The sequence below is a fragment of the Sinomonas halotolerans genome, assembly GCF_039615075.1.
Taxonomy (GTDB): domain Bacteria; phylum Actinomycetota; class Actinomycetes; order Actinomycetales; family Micrococcaceae; genus Sinomonas; species Sinomonas halotolerans.
On record NZ_JBDFRB010000004.1, the window covers coordinates 178,970 to 193,073 of the forward strand.

Genomic DNA, 14,104 nt, shown 5'->3' on the forward strand with positions numbered 1-14,104 from the left:
GACTTAGAGACACGAGAGATAAGGGACCACATTGTCCAGCGAATCCTCCTTCGGCCTCATGCAGATCGGCCTCGCGACCGCGGAAGACATCCGCACCTGGTCGCACGGCGAGGTCAAGAAGCCGGAAACCATCAACTACCGCACGCTCAAGCCCGAGAAGGACGGCCTCTTCTGCGAGAAGATCTTCGGCCCGTCCCGTGACTGGGAGTGCTACTGCGGCAAGTACAAGCGCGTGCGCTTCAAGGGCATCATCTGCGAGCGCTGCGGCGTCGAGGTGACCCGTGCCAAGGTCCGCCGCGAGCGCATGGGCCACATCGAGCTCGCCGCGCCCGTGACGCACATCTGGTACTTCAAGGGCGTTCCCTCGCGCCTCGGGTACCTCCTCGACCTCGCGCCGAAGGACCTCGAGAAGGTCATCTACTTCGCCGCGTACATGATCACGAAGGTCGACGAGGAGCGCCGCCACGAGCAGCTGCCGAACCTCCAGGCCGAGCACGACCTCGAGCGCAAGCGCCTCGTGGACACCCGCGACGCCGACATCGCCGCGGTCGCCCGTGACCTCGAGGACGACCTCGGCAAGCTCGAGGCCGAGGGCGCCAAGGCCGCGGACAAGAAGAAGGCCCGCGACCTCGCCGACAAGACGATGGCGACCATCCGCAAGCGCGCGGATGCCGACATCGAGCGCATGGAGGCCGTCTGGGACCGCTTCAAGAACCTCAAGGTCGCCGACCTCGAGGGCGACGAGGCGCTCTACCGCGAGCTGCGCGACAAGTACGGCATGTACTTCGAGGGTTCGATGGGCGCCGAGGCGATCCAGAAGCGCCTCGAGTCCTTCGACCTCGAGGGTGAGGCGGAGCTCCTCCGCGACATCATCCAGAACGGCAAGGGCCAGCGGAAGACCCGGGCGCTCAAGCGCCTCAAGGTGGTCAGCGCGTTCCTCACCACGGACAACAAGCCGCAGGGCATGGTCCTCGACGCCGTCCCGGTGATCCCGCCGGAGCTGCGCCCGATGGTGCAGCTGGACGGTGGCCGCTTCGCGACCTCCGACCTCAACGACCTGTACCGCCGTGTGATCAACCGCAACAACCGCCTCAAGCGCCTGCTTGACCTCGGTGCGCCGGAGATCATCGTCAACAACGAGAAGCGCATGCTCCAGGAGGCTGTGGACTCGCTGTTCGACAACGGCCGCCGCGGCCGTCCCGTGACGGGTCCGGGCAACCGCCCGCTCAAGTCGCTCTCGGACATGCTCAAGGGCAAGCAGGGCCGGTTCCGCCAGAACCTGCTCGGCAAGCGCGTCGACTACTCGGGCCGTTCGGTCATCGTCGTCGGCCCGCAGCTCAAGCTGCACCAGTGCGGCCTGCCCAAGCAGATGGCCCTCGAGCTGTTCAAGCCGTTCGTCATGAAGCGGCTCGTTGACCTCAACCACGCGCAGAACATCAAGAGCGCCAAGCGGATGGTGGAGCGCTACCGCCCGCAGGTGTGGGACGTGCTCGAGGAGATCATCACCGAACACCCGGTGCTGCTCAACCGTGCACCCACCCTCCACCGCCTCGGCATCCAGGCCTTCGAGCCGCAGCTCGTCGAGGGCAAGGCCATCCAGCTCCACCCGCTCGTCTGCGCGGCGTTCAACGCTGACTTCGACGGTGACCAGATGGCTGTGCACCTGCCGCTGAGCCCGGAGGCACAGGCCGAGGCGCGCATCCTCATGCTCTCCTCGAACAACATCCTCAAGCCGTCGGACGGCCGTCCGGTGACCCTGCCCTCGCAGGACATGATCATCGGCCTGTACCACCTGACGACCAAGCGCGAGGGTGCCGCAGGCGAGGGCCGTGTGTTCTCGTCGGTGGCCGAGGCGATCATGGCGCACGACGCCCGTGAGCTCCACCTCAACGCGAAGATCCGGATCCGCCTCGACGGCTTCGTCCCCTCGGCAGAGCGTCCCGCCCCCGAAGGGTGGGAGGCCGGCCAGCCGGCTCTCGTCGAGACCTCGCTCGGCCAGGTGCTCTTCAACGAGACCCTGCCCGAGGACTACCCGTGGGTCGAGGCCGTCGCGGACAAGGGCCAGCTCTCCAAGATCGTCAACGACCTCGCGGAGCGCTACCCGAAGGTCGTCACGGCGGCCACGCTGGACAACCTCAAGGACGCAGGCTTCTACTGGGCCACTCGCTCGGGTGTCACAGTCGCCGTCTCGGACATCGCGGTGCCCGAGGCCAAGCCGGAGATCCTGGCCGGCTACGAGGAGCGTGCGGCGAAGATCCAGAGCCAGTACGACAAGGGTCTGATCGACGACGAGGAGCGCCGCTCCGAGCTCATCGAGATCTGGGACAAGGCGACCACGGAGATCGCGTCGGTCATGCGCGATTCCATGCCGAAGATGAACACCATCAACCGCATGGTCTCCTCCGGTGCCCGAGGCAACTGGATGCAGGTCCGCCAGATCGCGGGCATCCGCGGCCTCGTGGCCAACCCGAAGGGCGAGATCATCCCGCGTCCGATCAAGTCCTCGTACCGTGAGGGCCTCTCGGTGCTCGAGTACTTCATCGCGACGCACGGTGCCCGCAAGGGCCTCGCCGACACCGCTCTCCGTACCGCCAACTCGGGCTACCTGACCCGTCGTCTGGTGGATGTGTCGCAGGACGTGATCGTGCGCGAGGAGGACTGCGAGACCGAGCGAGGCCTCGTCGTCACCATCGCGGTGCCGGACCACAACGGCGAGCTCGTCCGCGAGGAGAACGTCGAGAACACGGCGTACACGCGCACCCTGGCGGTCGACGTCGTCGGCCCCGAGGGCAACGTGCTCGCCGAGGCCGGCGCCGACCTGGGCGACGTGCTCATCAACGGGCTCGTGGAGGCCGGGATCACCGAGATCCGCGTCCGCTCCGTGCTCACGTGCGAGTCCGCCGTCGGCACCTGCGCCAAGTGCTACGGCCGTTCGCTCGCCTCGGGCAAGCTCGTGGACATCGGCGAGGCCGTCGGCATCATCGCGGCCCAGTCGATCGGTGAGCCGGGCACGCAGCTGACCATGCGTACCTTCCACACCGGTGGTGCCGTGTCCGCGTCCGGCGGCGAGGACATCACGCAGGGTCTTCCCCGTATCCAGGAGCTCTTCGAGGCCCGCACCCCCAAGGGTGTGGCCCCGATCGCCGAGGCGGCCGGCCGCATCACGATCGAGGACACCGAGAAGCAGCTGCGCCTCGTCCTGACCCCGGACGACGGCTCGGAGGAGATCGCGTACCCGGTCTCGCGCCGTGCCCGGCTCCTGGTCGAGGACGGCGACCGTGTCGAGGTGGGCCAGCGCCTGCTCAACGGCCCGGTCGACCCGAAGCAGGTCCTGCGCATCCAGGGCCCGCGCGAGGCGCAGAAGTTCCTCGTCGACGAGGTCCAGGGCGTGTACCGCAGCCAGGGCATCGGCATCCACGACAAGCACGTGGAGGTGATCGTCCGCCAGATGCTGCGCCGTATCACGGTCATCGAGTCCGGCGACACGGACCTGCTCCCGGGCGAGCTGGCCGAGTCGCGCCGCTACCGCGACGAGAACCGCCGCGTGGTGTCCGAGGGCAAGAAGCCGGCCTCCGGCCGTCCCGAGCTCATGGGCATCACCAAGGCGTCGCTCGCCACGGAGTCCTGGCTGTCGGCCGCGTCGTTCCAGGAGACCACGCGTGTCCTCACGCAGGCCGCGATGGAGGCCAAGAGCGACCCGCTGCTGGGCCTCAAGGAGAACGTCATCATCGGCAAGCTCATCCCGGCCGGCACTGGCCTCCCGCGCTACACGGAGGTCAATGTCGAGCCGACGGAGGAGGCCAAGGCGACGCTCTTCACCGGCCCGAGTGCGTTCAGCGACTTCGCGTACGACCCGCTGAACGGCGACGGCGTCCAGGAGTTCCACGCGATCCCGCTGGACGACTACGACCTCGGCGGCGACTTCCGCTGATCGGTCTGCGCGTCCGCTGCGGTCGGCGTGAGGCCCAGGCCTGAAGCACGACGGCGGCACGCTCCACTGACGGCCGGCGTCCCCTTTCGCAGGGGGCGCCGGCCGTTCGGCGTCCTGCCTGCCCCCGCCCCGCCGAGGTGGGGGTTTGGACCGCCGAGGTGGGGGTTTGGACCGCCGAGGCGGGGGCCTTGACCGCCGAGATGGGCTGGCCGGATCGGGGCGCTGCGGTCCGGTTTAAGGGATGGAGCCGCATCGTGGTAGGCTTTCTTCGATTGTTTCTGTGTGGCAGTGGATGAAGGCCGTCGCAGCCGAGTGCAAGCACCGATCGGTGCGCAGCGGTGAGGACGGGGCCTGTTTCCGGGTTGCGGGGTTGGTGCGCAACGAATGCCACACTTTTGCACGCCTACGGTCGGTTGCCGCAGCGAGTGCGAAGCAACCGACAGCGTCCGCCGAACCCGCGAGGGTGGCGTGGGCGAACAGTTCAACGAAGTACGGAGAACACGAAAGTGCCTACTATTCAGCAGCTGGTCCGCAAGGGCCGCGCGCCGAAGGTCTCCAAGACCAAGGCTCCTGCCCTCAAGGGCAACCCCATGCGCCGCGGCGTGTGCACCCGTGTGTACACGACGACCCCGAAGAAGCCGAACTCCGCGCTCCGCAAGGTCGCCCGTGTCCGCCTCACCGGTGGCGTCGAGGTCACGGCGTACATCCCGGGCGTCGGCCACAACCTCCAGGAGCACTCCATCGTGCTCGTTCGCGGCGGCCGTGTGAAGGACCTTCCGGGTGTCCGCTACAAGATCGTCCGCGGTGCACTCGACACCCAGGGTGTCAAGAACCGCCAGCAGGCCCGCAGCCGCTACGGCGCGAAGAAGGAGAAGAAGTAATGCCTCGCAAGGGTCCTGCCCCCAAGCGTCCGCTCGTCGTCGACCCGGTCTACGGCTCGCCGCTCGTGACGCAGCTCATCAACAAGGTCCTCGTGGACGGCAAGAAGTCCACGGCAGAGCGCATCGTCTACGGCGCCCTCGAGGGTGCCCGCCAGAAGACGGGCGGAGACCCCGTCGCCGCGCTCAAGAAGGCCATGGACAACGTCCGCCCGACCCTCGAGGTCCGTTCCCGCCGTGTCGGTGGCGCGACCTACCAGGTGCCGGTCGAGGTCAAGCCGGGCCGCGCCACGGCGCTCGCCCTCCGCTGGCTCGTCGGCTACTCGAAGGCCCGCCGCGAGAAGACGATGACCGAGCGTCTCCAGAACGAGATCCTCGACGCCTCGAACGGCCTCGGTGCCGCTGTGAAGCGCCGCGAGGACACTCACAAGATGGCCGAGTCGAACAAGGCCTTCGCCCACTACCGCTGGTAAGACCAGGATTCGCCGCCGGCTCCTCGCGAGCCGGCGGCGAATGTGCAGCCAATTAGGGACAAACAGGGAGACACCGTGGCACTGGACGTGCTTACCGACCTCAGCAAGGTCCGCAATATCGGCATCATGGCGCACATCGATGCCGGCAAGACCACCACGACCGAGCGCATCCTCTTCTACACGGGCGTGAACCACAAGATCGGCGAGACGCACGACGGTGCCTCGACGACCGACTGGATGGAGCAGGAGAAGGAGCGCGGCATCACCATCACGTCCGCGGCCGTGACCTGCTTCTGGAACAAGAACCAGATCAACATCATCGACACCCCCGGCCACGTGGACTTCACGGTCGAGGTCGAGCGCTCCCTGCGCGTGCTCGACGGTGCCGTTGCCGTCTTCGACGGCAAGGAAGGCGTCGAGCCGCAGTCCGAGACGGTGTGGCGCCAGGCGGACAAGTACAACGTCCCGCGCATCTGCTTCGTCAACAAGATGGACAAGCTCGGTGCCGACTTCTACTTCACGGTCGACACGATCGTGAAGCGCCTCGGTGCCAAGCCGCTCGTCATGCAGCTCCCGATCGGTGCCGAGAACGACTTCGTCGGCGTCGTCGACCTGCTCTCCATGAAGGCCTTCGTGTGGCCGGGCGACGCCAAGGGCGACGTGACCATGGGTGCTGCGTACGAGACCCGCGAGATCCCGGCCGACCTCCAGGAGAAGGCCGAGGAGTACCGCGCCCAGCTCGTCGAGGCCGCCGCCGAGGCGTCCGAGGAGCTCATGGAGAAGTACCTCGAGGGCGAAGAGCTCACGATCGACGAGCTCAAGGCCGGCATCCGCAAGCTCACGGTCAACTCGGAGATCTACCCGGTCTTCTGTGGCTCCGCGTTCAAGAACCGCGGTGTGCAGCCGATGCTCGACGCTGTCATCGACTTCCTCCCCTCGCCCCTCGACGTGCCCGCCATGATCGGCCACGACCCGAAGGACGAGTCGGTCGAGATGACCCGCAAGCCGAGCGCCGACGAGCCGTTCTCGGCCCTCGCGTTCAAGATCGCGGCGCACCCGTTCTTCGGCCAGCTCAACTTCATCCGCGTGTACTCGGGCAAGGCGACCTCCGGTCTCCAGGTCCTGAACTCCACGAAGGGCAAGAAGGAGCGTCTGGGCAAGCTCTTCCAGATGCACGCCAACAAGGAGAACCCGGTCGACGAGGTCTCGGCGGGCCACATCTACGCCGTGATCGGCCTCAAGGACACCACGACGGGCGACACGCTCTGCGACGTCAGCAACCCGATCGTCCTCGAGTCGATGACCTTCCCGGAGCCCGTGATCTTCGTCGCCATCGAGCCGAAGACCAAGGGCGACCAGGAGAAGCTCTCCACCGCCATCCAGAAGCTCTCCGCTGAGGACCCGACGTTCACCGTCTCCCTCAACGAGGAGACCGGCCAGACCGAGATCGGCGGCATGGGCGAGCTCCACCTCGACATCCTCGTGGACCGCATGCGCCGCGAGTTCAAGGTCGAGGCCAACGTGGGCAAGCCGCAGGTGGCGTACCGCGAGACCATCAAGAAGAAGGTCGAGAAGGTCGACTTCACGCACAAGAAGCAGACTGGTGGTTCTGGCCAGTTCGCCAAGGTGCAGGTCACCTTCGAGCCCCTCGACACCGCCGAGGGCACGTTCTACGAGTTCGTGAACGCCGTCACCGGTGGCCGCGTCCCGCGCGAGTACATCCCGAGCGTGGACGCCGGCATCCAGGACGCCATGCAGTTCGGCATCCTGGCGGGCTACCCGATGGTCGGCGTCAAGGCGTCGCTCATCGACGGTGCCTACCACGACGTCGACTCCTCGGAGATGGCGTTCAAGATCGCCGGTTCGCAGGTGTTCAAGGAGGGTGCACGCCGCGCCAACCCTGTCATCCTCGAGCCGCTCATGGCCGTCGAGGTCCGCACGCCCGAGGAGTACATGGGCGACGTGATCGGCGACCTCAACAGCCGCCGTGGCCAGATCCAGGCCATGGAGGACGCTGTCGGCGTCAAGGTCATCCGCGCCCTCGTGCCGCTGTCCGAGATGTTCGGCTACATCGGCGACCTGCGCTCGAAGACCCAGGGCCGTGCTGTCTACTCGATGCAGTTCGACAGCTACTCCGAGGTCCCGAAGGCTGTCGCCGACGAGATCATCCAGAAGTCGCGCGGCGAGTAGTTCTGGACCGCGGCTCCCCGCCGTCGTGCGCGCCACAGCGCAGCAGTTGCGCAGCACAGCGCGCACGACGGCGGGGGGTCGCCCTCCGCGCGGGGGCCCATCTCCCGCGTGATTTCATGAAAGACAAAGCCCCCAGTAGACTTGCGAGAGTTTCAGTTGCGACAAGCGCGGCTGGAAGCAGTCTTCTGAAAACGTTCTAGGAGGAACCTGTGGCGAAGGCAAAGTTCGAGCGGACTAAGCCGCACGTCAACATCGGCACCATCGGTCACGTTGACCACGGTAAGACGACGCTGACTGCTGCCATCTCGAAGGTGCTTGCCGACAAGTACCCGGATCTCAACGAGCAGCGCGACTTCGCGCAGATCGACTCGGCTCCCGAGGAGCGCCAGCGCGGTATCACGATCAACATCGCGCACATCGAGTACCAGACGGAGAAGCGTCACTACGCCCACGTCGATGCTCCGGGTCACGCTGACTACATCAAGAACATGATCACGGGTGCGGCGCAGATGGACGGCGCCATCCTCGTGGTTGCCGCCACCGACGGCCCGATGGCCCAGACCCGCGAGCACGTTCTGCTCGCGCGCCAGGTTGGCGTTCCCTACCTCCTCGTCGCCCTCAACAAGGCCGACATGGTCGAGGACGAGGAGCTTCTGGACCTCGTCGAGATGGAGGTGCGCGAGCTCCTCTCCTCGCAGGGCTTCGACGGCGACAACGCCCCGGTCATCCGCGTCTCGGGCCTCAAGGCCCTCGAGGGCGACCCCCAGTGGGTCAAGTCCGTCGAGGAGCTCATGGAGGCTGTGGACGAGAACGTCCCGGACCCGGTCCGTGACCGCGACAAGCCGTTCCTCATGCCGATCGAGGACGTCTTCACCATCACCGGCCGTGGCACGGTCGTGACGGGCCGCGCCGAGCGCGGAACCCTCGCGATCAACTCCGAGGTCGAGATCGTCGGTATCCGCCCGGTCCAGAAGACCACGGTCACCGGTATCGAGATGTTCCACAAGCAGCTCGACGAGGCATGGGCCGGCGAGAACTGTGGCCTCCTCCTCCGCGGCATCAAGCGCGAGGACGTGGAGCGCGGCCAGGTTGTCGTCAAGCCGGGCTCGATCACCCCCCACACCGACTTCGAGGCGAACGTCTACATCCTCTCCAAGGACGAGGGTGGGCGTCACAACCCGTTCTACTCGAACTACCGCCCGCAGTTCTACTTCCGTACCACGGACGTGACCGGCGTCATCACCCTCCCCGAGGGCACCGAGATGGTCATGCCCGGCGACAACACTGAGATGACCGTTGCGCTCATCCAGCCGATCGCTATGGAGGAGGGCCTCGGCTTCGCCATCCGTGAGGGTGGCCGCACCGTTGGCTCGGGCCGCGTCACCAAGATCATCAAGTAGTCTCTGAAGGACTGCAGCCTTCGGGCTGATCTGGGGAAGACCCCGTCGCATCCGCGGCGGGGTCTTCCTCTGTCTGCAGCCCTATGCCTGCGTGGGGTCCGGTGTCTGGGCAGCAGCTGGCTCTTCACGCCGCGCCCGGCCCTGCGCGAGCCGGCGGAGCCAGTAGTACGAGGCCTTGGGGGAGCGCTCCTGGGTCTCGAAGTCCACGTGGACCAGCCCGAACCGCTGCGTGTAGCCGGCAGCCCACTCGAAGTTGTCCATGAGGGTCCAGACGTACCAGCCCCTGAGGTCAACCCCGGCGGCGGGTCCTCCGTCCTCCACCGCGGCGAGCGCCGCCTCGAGGTGGCCGGCGAGGTATTCGATCCGCTCGTCGTCGTACAGCAGGCCGTCCGACTGGGCGGGCTCGGGGAAGCTTGCGCCGCTCTCCGTGATGAAGACCGGAGGGAGCGCGTCCCCGTAGCGCCTGCGGAGTTCGCCGAGCACCACACCGCAGTGCTCGGGGGAGATGGGCCAGCCGAAGCCGGTGCTCGCGTACTCGGGGAAGTCTGCGAGGTGGAACGGGATGTTCTTCATCGCCTTCGTCGGCTTGACCCCATCCGGGGTCGGGCCCGGCCCGGAGCGGATCCGGGCCGGGTAGTAGTAGTTGACGCCGTAGAAGTCGAGCGGCTGGTGGATCGTGGCGAGGTCCTCGGGCCGCGGGTCCCTGAGCGCGTGGAAGAACTTGCGCGCGAGGAACGGCGGCTTGGGGTAGCGTCCCAGGAGGACCGGGTCGGCGTAGAGGCGGTTGACCATGAGGTCCACCACGCGGGCGTGGACCCAGTCGAGCAGGTTCATGCCCGCGGGGTGCACGGGCGCGTGCATGTTCGTGATGCCGATCTCGCCCTTCGCCCCCGCCGCGCGGACGGCCTGGACGGCGAGGCCGTGGGCCAGGAGCTGGTGGTGGACTGCGGGCATCGCGTCGAACAGCATCTGCTTTCCCGGCGCGTGGATGCCCACAGCGTAGCCGTTGAGGGTCACCGAGACCGGCTCGTTGAGCGTGACCCAGCGGTCCACGCGGTCCCCGAGCCTGCGGGCGGCCTCGGCGGAGTACTCGCCGAACCTCTGGGCGGTCTCGCGGCTGAGCCACCCGCCGTCCTGCTCGAGCGGCAGGGGTGTGTCCCAGTGGTAGAGGGTCGCCATGGGGGAGAGGCCCTGCTCGAGCATCGTGTCCACGAGCCGGTCGTAGAAGTCCCACCCCTTCTCGTTCCACGCGCCGCGCCCGTCCGGCTGGACGCGCGGCCAGGCGATGGAGAAGCGGTAGGAGTCGACGCCGAGCTCCGCGGCCAGGCGCAGGTCCGCGCCGGAGCGGTGGTAGTGGTCGCACGCGGTCTCGGCGGTGTGGCCGTGCGCGATCGCGCCCGGCTTCGCGGTGAAGGCGTCCCAGCCGCTGGGCCCGCGCCCGTCCTCGGCGAGCGCGCCCTCGATCTGGAAGGCGGCCGTCGCCACTCCCAGCACGAAGCCGGGCGGGATGCGGGCTGCGAGACGGTCGACGGCGGAGGGGACCGGGGCGGGCTCCTCGCCCTCCACGGGGGGCTCTCCGGGCGGGCGCTCGTCTGGGGGAACGGCCAGTCCGAGCGGCACCTGGGCGGGGGCACCGTCCTCGGGCGCTGTCCCGGGAGGGGGTGCTGGATCGTCGGCGCCTGTGCCGTGCTGCGGTTCCGCGGACATGGGACCATGATCCTCAGCTGCGCGGGCGAGGGCAATGGGACTGGCCGGGAAGCAGGCTGGCCCGCAGCCGCAGCCGCAGCCGCAGCCGCAGCCGCAGCCGTGGCCGATTGGCGCTTGGCGTGGATGTCTGGCAGACTAGATGAGTTGTTCAAGCGCTTCTTCGCGTCCCGATCCGGATAATGCCGGGTGCAGGGTCCAGGCTGAAGCCCAAATATGACCCACTTCCGCAGAATAGCTACGGGTACGTGCGTGCGAAAATCACGACACGCCCGACCGCGGGGGTCGGAGAGGCCGGCTGGCTGAGGAACCCGGGAACCCGGATTCAGCCCGCGCGGCCAGTGGTGGTCACGACCTTGAATGCCTCGGCAGCCACGAGCAGCTGAAACCGAACAGTGCAGTGCTAGACAGACGAAAGCGAGTCAGGCGATATGGCGGGACAGAAGATCCGCATCCGGCTGAAGTCGTACGACCACGAGGTCATCGACACTTCGGCTCGGAAGATCGTTGAGACGGTCACGCGCGCAGGCGCAACGGTGGTCGGCCCCGTGCCGCTGCCGACGGAGAAGAACGTTTACTGCGTCATCCGTTCTCCGCACAAGTACAAGGACAGCCGGGAGCACTTCGAGATGCGCACCCACAAGCGGCTGATCGACATCATCGACCCGACGCCGAAGGCCGTCGACTCGCTCATGCGTCTCGACCTGCCGGCTGACGTCAACATCGAAATCAAGCTCTAGAGGGAGGTGCTGAGAGAACTATGACCGCTACCCGCAATGTGAAGGGCCTGCTGGGCACGAAGCTCGGCATGACCCAGGTCTGGGACGAGAACAACAAGCTCATCCCCGTCACTGTCGTTAAGGCCGACTCCAACGTCGTCACCCAGCTGCGCAACGCCGAGACCGATGGCTACGCCGCGGTCCAGATCGGCTACGGCCAGATTGACCCGCGCAAGGTCAACAAGCCGCTCTCCGGCCACTTCGAGAAGGCAGGCGTGACCCCCCGCCGCCACCTCGTCGAGGTCCGCACCGCCGACGCCGACTCCTACGGCCTCGGCCAGGAGCTCTCGGTCGAGCTCTTCGAGGCCGGCCAGAAGATCGATGTCGTCGGCACCACCAAGGGCAAGGGCTTCGCCGGTGTCATGAAGCGTCACGGCTTCTCCGGCGTCGGTGCCTCCCACGGTGCCCACAAGAACCACCGCAAGCCCGGTTCCATCGGTGCCTGCGCCACCCCGGGCCGCGTCTTCAAGGGCCTCCGCATGGCCGGTCGCATGGGCAACGTGCGCCAGACCACCATGAACCTCACCGTCCACGCCGTGGACGCCGAGAAGTCGCTGCTCCTCATCAAGGGTGCCCTGCCGGGTGCCCGCGGCTCGGTCGTCCTCGTCCGCACCGCCGTGAAGGGAGCCTGAACCCATGGCTAACGCAACTGTCAAGGTCGATCTCCCCGCCGAGATCTTCGACGTCCAGACCAACGTGCCGCTGCTGCACCAGGTCGTCGTCGCCCAGCTTGCCGCTGCCCGCCAGGGCACGCACAAGGTCAAGGGCCGCGGCGAGGTCTCCGGCGCCGGCCGCAAGCCGTTCAAGCAGAAGGGCACCGGCCGCGCCCGCCAGGGTTCGATCCGCGCCCCGCACATGACCGGTGGTGGCGTCGTCCACGGGCCGACCCCGCGCGACTACAGCCAGCGCACCCCCAAGAAGATGAAGGCCGCCGCCCTCCGCGGTGCGCTCTCGGACCGCGCCCGCAACGGCCGCATCCACGTCGTGGAGTCCCTCGTCTCCGGCGAGAAGCCGAACACGAAGGGCGCCATCGAGGTGCTTCGCTCCGTGACCGAGCGCAAGAACGTGCTGGTCGTGCTCGACCGCGCTGACGAGCTCGGCGCCCTCTCGGTGCGCAACCTCACCGAGGTGCACGCGCTGTACGCGGACCAGCTCAACACGTACGACGTGCTCGTCTCCGACGACGTGGTCTTCACGAAGGCCGCCTTCGATGCGTTCGTCGCGGCGAAGACCCAGACCGAGGAGGGCTCCAAGTGAGCAGCACCTACAAGGACCCGCGCGACGTCATCCTCGCGCCGGTCGTCTCCGAGAAGAGCTACGGCCTGATCGACGAGGGCAAGTACACGTTCCTCGTGGACCCGCGCTCGAACAAGACCGAGATCAAGCTGGCGATCGAGAAGATCTTCTCGGTCAAGGTGGACTCGATCAACACCATCAACCGTGCCGGCAAGCGCAAGCGCACCAAGTTCGGGTGGGGGCAGCGCAAGAGCACCAAGCGTGCGATTGTCACCCTCAAGGACGGCGCGATCGACATCTTCGGCGGTCCGCTCGCCTGAGCGGAGACCACTTTAACGAGGAACAGGTAAATGGCAATCCGTAACTACAAGCCGACTACGCCGGGCCGCCGTGGCTCGAGCGTGGCCGACTTCGCAGAGATCACGCGTTCGACCCCGGAGAAGTCCCTGGTTCGTCCGCTCCCCAAGAAGGGCGGCCGCAACAACAGCGGCAAGATCACCACCCGTCACAAGGGTGGTGGCCACAAGCGCCAGTACCGTCTGATCGACTTCCGTCGCCACGACAAGGACGGCGTCGACGCCAAGGTCGCGCACATCGAGTACGACCCGAACCGCACGGCGCGCATCGCGCTCCTGCACTACGTGGACGGCACGAAGCGCTACATCATCGCGCCGAACAAGCTCTCCCAGGGCGACATCGTCGAGTCCGGCCCGGACGCCGACATCAAGCCCGGCAACAACCTCCCGCTCCGGAACATCCCGGTCGGTACGGTCATCCACGCCGTCGAGCTCCGCCCCGGTGGCGGCGCGAAGATGGCCCGCTCGGCCGGTGCCTCGGTCCAGCTCGTGGCCCGCGAGGGCAAGTTCGCCCAGCTGCGCCTGCCCTCGGGCGAGGTCCGCAACGTCGACGTGCGCTGCCGCGCCACGGTCGGCGAGGTCGGCAACGCCGAGCAGTCCAACATCAACTGGGGCAAGGCCGGCCGCATGCGCTGGAAGGGCGTCCGCCCGACCGTCCGCGGTGTCGCGATGAACCCGGTTGACCACCCGCACGGTGGTGGTGAGGGCAAGACGTCCGGTGGTCGTCACCCCGTCAACCCCAACGGCAAGCCCGAGGGCCGCACCCGCCGCCCGAACAAGGCGAGCGACAAGCTCATTGTCCGTCGTCGTCGTACTGGCAAGAACAAGCGATAGGAGCCTGGACACATGCCACGCAGCCTGAAGAAGGGTCCCTTCGTTGACCAGCACCTCTTCGTGAAGGTCGCCAAGGAAAACGAGAAGGGCACCAAGAACGTCATCAAGACTTGGTCCCGCCGCTCGATGATCGTCCCCGACATGCTCGGGCACACGATCGCCGTGCACGACGGACGCAAGCACGTCCCGGTCTTCGTCACCGAGTCGATGGTCGGGCACAAGCTCGGCGAATTCGCCCCGACGCGGACTTTCCGCGGCCACGTGAAGGACGACAAGAAGGGCAAGCGCCGCTGACCCCTGCCGCAAGGCAGGCCCAGCAGCGC

12 protein-coding genes are annotated in these 14,104 nt (G+C 67.2%); 11 read left to right on the top strand and 1 reads right to left on the bottom strand.

Annotation, left to right across the window (positions count from 1 at the left end; all coding sequences use genetic code 11):
* Positions 1–31 precede the first annotated feature (31 nt).
* The 5 genes from ABCQ75_RS06475 to tuf all read left to right on the top strand — a co-directional run bounded on the left by ABCQ75_RS06475 (position 32) and on the right by tuf (position 8,872).
* Positions 32–3,931, top strand: coding sequence for a DNA-directed RNA polymerase subunit beta' (locus ABCQ75_RS06475; RefSeq protein ID WP_345884042.1), 3,900 nt, complete (start codon positions 32–34; stop codon positions 3,929–3,931).
* Between the two features lie 506 nt (positions 3,932–4,437).
* Positions 4,438–4,812, top strand: coding sequence for a 30S ribosomal protein S12 (rpsL, locus tag ABCQ75_RS06480; RefSeq protein ID WP_345884043.1), 375 nt, complete (start codon positions 4,438–4,440; stop codon positions 4,810–4,812).
* Positions 4,812–5,282 carry a 30S ribosomal protein S7 gene (rpsG, locus tag ABCQ75_RS06485; RefSeq protein WP_077490634.1) on the top strand — a complete coding sequence of 157 codons (471 nt, stop codon included), beginning with the start codon at positions 4,812–4,814 and terminating at the stop codon, positions 5,280–5,282. The genes rpsL and rpsG overlap by 1 nt, the downstream gene beginning before the upstream one ends.
* A gap of 75 nt (positions 5,283–5,357) precedes the next feature.
* A complete protein-coding gene (fusA, locus tag ABCQ75_RS06490) occupies positions 5,358–7,472 on the top strand; it encodes an elongation factor G (protein WP_345884046.1) in 2,115 nt (704 codons plus the stop codon).
* A gap of 209 nt (positions 7,473–7,681) precedes the next feature.
* Positions 7,682–8,872: an elongation factor Tu gene (gene tuf / locus ABCQ75_RS06495; RefSeq protein ID WP_345884049.1), complete on the top strand. Its 1,191-nt coding sequence runs from the start codon at positions 7,682–7,684 to the stop codon at positions 8,870–8,872.
* Positions 8,873–8,953: 81 nt separating this feature from the next.
* On the opposite strand, the gene ABCQ75_RS06500 is transcribed toward tuf, so the two are convergent.
* Entirely contained in the window at positions 8,954–10,579 is a 1,626-nt protein-coding gene (locus ABCQ75_RS06500) for a GH1 family beta-glucosidase (protein WP_345884051.1), read from the bottom strand.
* A 428-nt stretch (positions 10,580–11,007) separates the two neighbouring features.
* On the opposite strand from ABCQ75_RS06500, the gene rpsJ reads away from it, so the two are divergent.
* The 6 genes from rpsJ to rpsS are packed head-to-tail and all read left to right on the top strand — an operon-like array spanning position 11,008 to position 14,075.
* On the top strand, positions 11,008–11,316 hold the full coding sequence (rpsJ, locus tag ABCQ75_RS06505; RefSeq protein ID WP_043119398.1) for a 30S ribosomal protein S10: 309 nt from the start codon (positions 11,008–11,010) through the stop codon (positions 11,314–11,316).
* A 20-nt stretch (positions 11,317–11,336) separates the two neighbouring features.
* Positions 11,337–11,987, top strand: coding sequence for a 50S ribosomal protein L3 (gene rplC, locus ABCQ75_RS06510; protein ID WP_345884055.1), 651 nt, complete (start codon positions 11,337–11,339; stop codon positions 11,985–11,987).
* A gap of 4 nt (positions 11,988–11,991) precedes the next feature.
* Positions 11,992–12,612 carry a 50S ribosomal protein L4 gene (rplD, locus tag ABCQ75_RS06515; RefSeq protein ID WP_345884057.1) on the top strand — a complete coding sequence of 207 codons (621 nt, stop codon included), beginning with the start codon at positions 11,992–11,994 and terminating at the stop codon, positions 12,610–12,612.
* On the top strand, positions 12,609–12,911 hold the full coding sequence (gene rplW / locus ABCQ75_RS06520) for a 50S ribosomal protein L23 (protein WP_345884059.1): 303 nt from the start codon (positions 12,609–12,611) through the stop codon (positions 12,909–12,911). The genes rplD and rplW overlap by 4 nt, the downstream gene beginning before the upstream one ends.
* Positions 12,912–12,941: 30 nt before the next feature.
* On the top strand, positions 12,942–13,781 hold the full coding sequence (gene rplB / locus ABCQ75_RS06525) for a 50S ribosomal protein L2 (RefSeq protein ID WP_345884062.1): 840 nt from the start codon (positions 12,942–12,944) through the stop codon (positions 13,779–13,781).
* A 12-nt stretch (positions 13,782–13,793) separates the two neighbouring features.
* Positions 13,794–14,075 carry a 30S ribosomal protein S19 gene (rpsS, locus tag ABCQ75_RS06530; RefSeq protein ID WP_345884064.1) on the top strand — a complete coding sequence of 94 codons (282 nt, stop codon included), beginning with the start codon at positions 13,794–13,796 and terminating at the stop codon, positions 14,073–14,075.
* The last annotated feature ends 29 nt before the right edge of the window (positions 14,076–14,104 follow it).